This window comes from Thauera aminoaromatica S2 (assembly GCF_000310185.1).
In the GTDB taxonomy this organism is placed as follows: domain Bacteria; phylum Pseudomonadota; class Gammaproteobacteria; order Burkholderiales; family Rhodocyclaceae; genus Thauera; species Thauera aminoaromatica.
The window spans coordinates 1-4,918 of record NZ_AMXD01000202.1 but is presented as its reverse complement, the minus strand read 5'-3'; the positions used below and the strand labels follow the sequence as shown (position 1 = coordinate 4,918).

Here is a 4,918-nt window from a genome sequence, read left to right as displayed (position 1 = left end):
CAGGGGGCGTCGAAACCGCCGCAGCCGCGGGCGCTGCGGCGCCCCCAGGGGCCGCCACCGCCGCCGGCTGCGCGCTCGCGATCCGGGCCGCCTCGGCCGCCATCTTCTGCAGCTCGACCGCCGAGGGCGGATCGCACACCTCGCGCCACATGCGCTCGTCCACCGTGTTGCGCGCCACCGCGATCGGCGCCTCGGCCGCCACCGGCTCCTCGCGCACGATGTTGTCGTCGGCATCGACATACACCCGCTTGACCGTGGCGAAGCTGCGGTTGCGGCAGTCGTAGCGGTTGAGCGCCTTGATCATGGCATAGCCGGAGCGCCGCGCCTCCTCCGAGGTCAGCACCACCCGCCCCCAGGAGATCTTGGTGCCGGCGTCCGAGCGGAGGACGCTCGCGCGATCGATCTCGATGCGGCGGTCGCGGTCGCTCAACACGAGCTGCCAGTCGGCGGCGCAGACCGCGCCGGCGACATGGGCGAGCAGCACGGCAAGAAGGAGAGGGCGCGGGTTTTTCATCGGCGTCGGCATGGGATGGCGTTCCATCCTGCTAAACGACCGCGAGGGCGGGATCTTGAGCGGCTTGCCACGCGAAAGTGCATACAGTATCTTCCCACGCTCTCGTTAGGGGTGCCCGCCGCGCACGGGCTGAGAAACACCCTTGGAACCTGATCCGGCTCGCACCGGCGTAGGGAAACGTCGTTCATGAGTTCGTCCGCAAGCTCCGCTGCCCCCGGCAGCGCGCCGTCCGCATCGTCCGGGCCGGCTTCCCGCATCCCGAACGTGGTGTCCATCGCCGGCGTCGACCCGTCCGGCGGCGCCGGCGTGTTCGCCGACCTCAAGACCTTTTCCGCGCTCGGCGCCTACGGCTGCGGCGTGGTCGCCGCACTTACCGCGCAGAACACCCGCACCGTCACCGGCGTGCATGTGCCGCCCACCGACTTCCTGCGCCTGCAGATCGACACCCTGTTCGAGGACGTCGCCATCCACGCCACCAAGATCGGCATGCTCGGCAGCGCCGAGGTCACCACCACGGTGGCCGAGCGCCTGGCGCACTGGCAGGCGGCCAGGGTGGTGCTCGACCCCGTCATGGTGGCCAAGAGCGGCGACAGCCTGCTGGCGAAGAGCGCGATCTCGGCGCTGCGCGAGGCGCTCTTCCCGCAGGCCTTCCTGATCACCCCCAACCTGCCCGAGGCCGGCGTGCTGCTCGAGCGGCGCGCACCCGACACGGTCAAGGAGATGTACCGCGCCGCCGAGCGCCTGCGCGAGCTCCTGCCGCTGTCCTCCGAGCGCTGGGTGCTGCTGAAGGGCGGCCACCTGCCCGGCAACGACCTGGTCGACCTGCTGTTCGACGGCGACCGCATGGTCGAGCTGCCGGCGCAACGCATCGAAACGAAGAACACCCACGGCACCGGGTGCACGCTCAGCTCCGCGATCGCCGCGCTGCTGCCGCAGGCCGAAGGCCAGTTCCGCCCGGTCGAGACCGCGGTGCGCCACGCCCGCCAGTGGTTGCTGGGCGCGATCGCGCGCTCCGGCGAACTCGCGGTCGGCAGCGGCCACGGGCCGGTGCATCACTTCCACGCGCTGTGGCGCAAGTAAGCCCCCAGGAGACAGCATGAACGCCAACGAAAAATTCATCGCCGCCAAGGCCCACGTCGACGAGGCCGCGATCGCCCCGCTGCCCAACTCGCGCAAGATCCACGTCGAGGGCTCGCGCCCCGACATCCGCGTGCCGATGCGCGAGATCACCCAGGCCGACACCCCGGCCTCCTTCGGCGCCGAGCAGAACCCGCCGATCTTCGTCTACGACTGTTCCGGCCCCTACTCCGACCCGGCGGCGAAGATCGACATCCGCTCCGGCCTGCCCGCGCTGCGCCAGCAGTGGATCGAGGAGCGTGGCGACACCGAGCTGCTGCCCGATCTTTCGTCCGAATTCGGCCGCCAGCGCGCCGCCGACAAGACCCTGGACGAGCTGCGCTTCCCCGGCCTGCACCGCAAGCCGCGCCGCGCCAAGGCCGGTGCGAATGTCACCCAGATGCACTACGCCCGCCGCGGCATCATCACGCCCGAGATGGAATTCGTCGCCATCCGCGAGAACCTGAACCGCGAGCAGTACATCGCCTCGCTGCGCGCCAGCGGCGGCCTCAAGGGCCAGAAGATGGCCGACATGATGCTGCGCCAGCACCCCGGGCAGAACTTCGGCGCCAGCCTGCCGGCGACGATCACCCCCGAGTTCGTGCGCGACGAGATCGCCCGCGGGCGCGCCATCATCCCCAACAACATCAACCACCCCGAGAGCGAGCCGATGATCATCGGCCGCAACTTCCTCACCAAGATCAACGCCAACATCGGCAACTCGGCGGTCACCTCCTCGATCGCCGAGGAAGTCGACAAGATGACCTGGTCGATCCGCTGGGGCGGCGACACGGTCATGGACCTGTCCACCGGCAAGAACATCCACGAAACCCGCGAGTGGATCATCCGCAACTCGCCGGTGCCGATCGGCACGGTGCCGATCTACCAGGCCCTGGAGAAGGTGAACGGCAAGGCCGAGGACCTGACCTGGGAGATCTTCCGCGACACCCTGATCGAACAGGCCGAGCAGGGCGTGGACTACTTCACCATCCACGCCGGCGTGCTGCTGCGCTACGTGCCGCTCACCGCCAACCGCATGACCGGCATCGTCAGCCGCGGCGGCTCGATCATGGCCAAGTGGTGCCTGGCGCACCACAAGGAGAGTTTCCTCTACGAGCACTTCGAGGACATCTGCGAGATCATGAAGGCCTACGACGTGGCCTTCAGCCTCGGTGACGGCCTGCGCCCGGGCTCGATCTACGATGCCAACGACGAGGCCCAGCTCGGCGAGCTGAAGACCCTGGGCGAGCTCACGGACATCGCCTGGAAGCACGACGTGCAGGTCATGATCGAGGGCCCCGGCCACGTGCCGCTGCAGCTCATCAAGGAGAACATGGACCTGCAGCTCGAGTGGTGCAAGGAGGCGCCCTTCTACACCCTGGGGCCGCTCACCACCGACATCGCGCCCGGCTACGACCACATCACCAGCGGCATCGGCGCGGCGACCATCGGCTGGTACGGCACCGCCATGCTGTGCTACGTCACGCCCAAGGAGCACCTCGGTCTGCCCAACAAGCAGGACGTCAAGGAAGGCATCATCACCTACAAGCTCGCCGCGCACGCCGCCGACCTGGCCAAGGGCCACCCGGGCGCGCAGATCCGCGACAACGCGCTCTCCAAGGCGCGCTTCGAGTTCCGCTGGGAGGACCAGTTCAACCTCGGCCTCGACCCCGACAAGGCGAAGGAATTCCACGACGAGACCCTGCCCAAGGACTCGGCCAAGGTGGCGCACTTCTGCTCGATGTGCGGCCCGCACTTCTGCTCGATGAAGATCACCCAGGACGTGCGCGACTTCGCCGCCCAGCAGGGTGTGGACGAGGCCGAAGCGCTGCAGAAGGGCATGGAGGTGAAGGCGGTGGAGTTCGTGAAGAGCGGGGCCGAGGTGTATCGGAACGTGTGATGCGCGCTCCGCTGACGTAAGCATCGACGGGCCGCCATCGCGGCCCGTTTGCATTGTGCACGCGCATTTTTCCGGCCCGCCGCACACGTGCGCTGCAGGCTGGCGTATAAACTGTCGGGTTCTCCCGTTTATGCCCGCCCCGGGCCTGCCGCGCGCCGATGAACCTGCTCGAAGCTTTCACCCAGGATGACCTGATCGCCGCACTCGGCGTGGAAACCGTGGCCAAGGGCCTGGGCTACGTCAGCCGGGTCAGCGCGCTGTCCGCCGAGGGCGACACGGTGTCGGCCCTGGTCAAGGGTCGCCAGCGCACGCCCTACACCGTCGAGGCCGAGGTGGAAGAGGCGTTCGGCCTTGAAGACGGCGCCTCGATCCTGACCAGCTCGTGCACCTGCCCGATGGGCTACGGCTGCAAGCACGTCGCGGCGATGATGCTGGTGTGGCTGCACCAGCGCCGCCGCCCCGACCGCCCGCGCGAGCAGGTACTAGCCTGGGTGAAGGGCTTTCGCGAGACCGCGGCCAGCCTCGCGAAAGACGAAACGCGCAAGCGCAAGCCCGCCTCGGTCGCGTACGCGCTGCGCTATGTGATCGAACCCAGCCAGTGCGGCGGCGACTTCAGCGTCACCTGCCACAAGGTCCGCCTAGACCAGCATGGAGACATCCGTCAGCGCGAGCCGTGGAGCAACATCGAGCGCGCGCTGCAGACCCCGCCCGCGTTCGTCGACGAAACCGACCTGGACCTGCTGCGCCTGCTGTGGGCGCATCGCCCGCGCGGTCATTTCGACACGGACGACGGCCTGCCGCTCGAGGGGCGCCACAGCGACGAGCTGATGCGACGGCTGATTTCCAGCGGCCGCGCGCATTTCGGCAGTCTCGGCGGCCGCGTACTCGGGCTGGGCGAGGCGCGCTCCGGCACACCCGACTGGACGATCACTTCCGAAGGCTTGCGTGCCCCGGTGCTGCGGGTGGAGCCCTCCGCCGACCGCGTGCTGCCGCTGCTGCCGCCCTGGTACATCGACACCGCCAAGGCCGAGTGCGGCCCGATCACGCTCGAGGTTCCGCCCGAGCTGGTGCAGCGCCTGCTCTGGCTGCCGCCGCTCAGCCAGGCCGAATCCGAGCTGGTTGCCGAGACCCTGGCCGAGGTGGCGCCCAGCCTGCCCGCGCCCACGCAACGCGGCGAGCCGCCGGTCGAACTCGGCGGCACGCCGGTGCCGGTGTTGCGCCTGGAGACGCGTCCCACCTACCACGCGCGCTTTCGCCAGTACGCGCCCCACGGCACCTACCAGTTCGACTTCGCCCTGGTCGCTTTCCGCTACGGCACGGTCACCGTGGATGCCGGCGACGCCCGCCTCTTCCACCCCCTGCCCGACGGCCGCAGCGCGCGCCTGACC

Annotated in this window: 4 protein-coding genes and 1 riboswitch; of the genes, 3 read left to right on the top strand and 1 reads right to left on the bottom strand. The window is 69.2% G+C overall.

The window, feature by feature from the left end:
• Positions 1 to 514: surface-adhesin E family protein (locus C665_RS18375; protein WP_337958116.1), on the bottom strand; the 514-nt coding region annotated here is incomplete at its 3' end.
• A gap of 97 nt (positions 515 to 611) precedes the next feature.
• Positions 612 to 707, top strand: a riboswitch (TPP riboswitch).
• Here C665_RS18375 and thiD point away from each other — a divergent pair.
• The 3 genes from thiD to C665_RS18360 all read left to right on the top strand — a co-directional run.
• Positions 701 to 1,594 (top strand): bifunctional hydroxymethylpyrimidine kinase/phosphomethylpyrimidine kinase, encoded by an 894-nt coding sequence (gene thiD / locus C665_RS18370; protein ID WP_040829663.1) that lies wholly within the window; start codon positions 701 to 703, stop codon positions 1,592 to 1,594. Its footprint overlaps the riboswitch before it by 7 nt.
• Positions 1,595 to 1,610: 16 nt before the next feature.
• Positions 1,611 to 3,530, top strand: a complete 1,920-nt coding sequence (gene thiC / locus C665_RS18365; protein WP_004326186.1) for a phosphomethylpyrimidine synthase ThiC — start codon at positions 1,611 to 1,613, stop codon at positions 3,528 to 3,530.
• A gap of 158 nt (positions 3,531 to 3,688) precedes the next feature.
• The coding region (locus C665_RS18360) for an SWIM zinc finger family protein (protein WP_004326184.1) at positions 3,689 to 4,918 on the top strand (1,230 nt) is incomplete at its 3' end.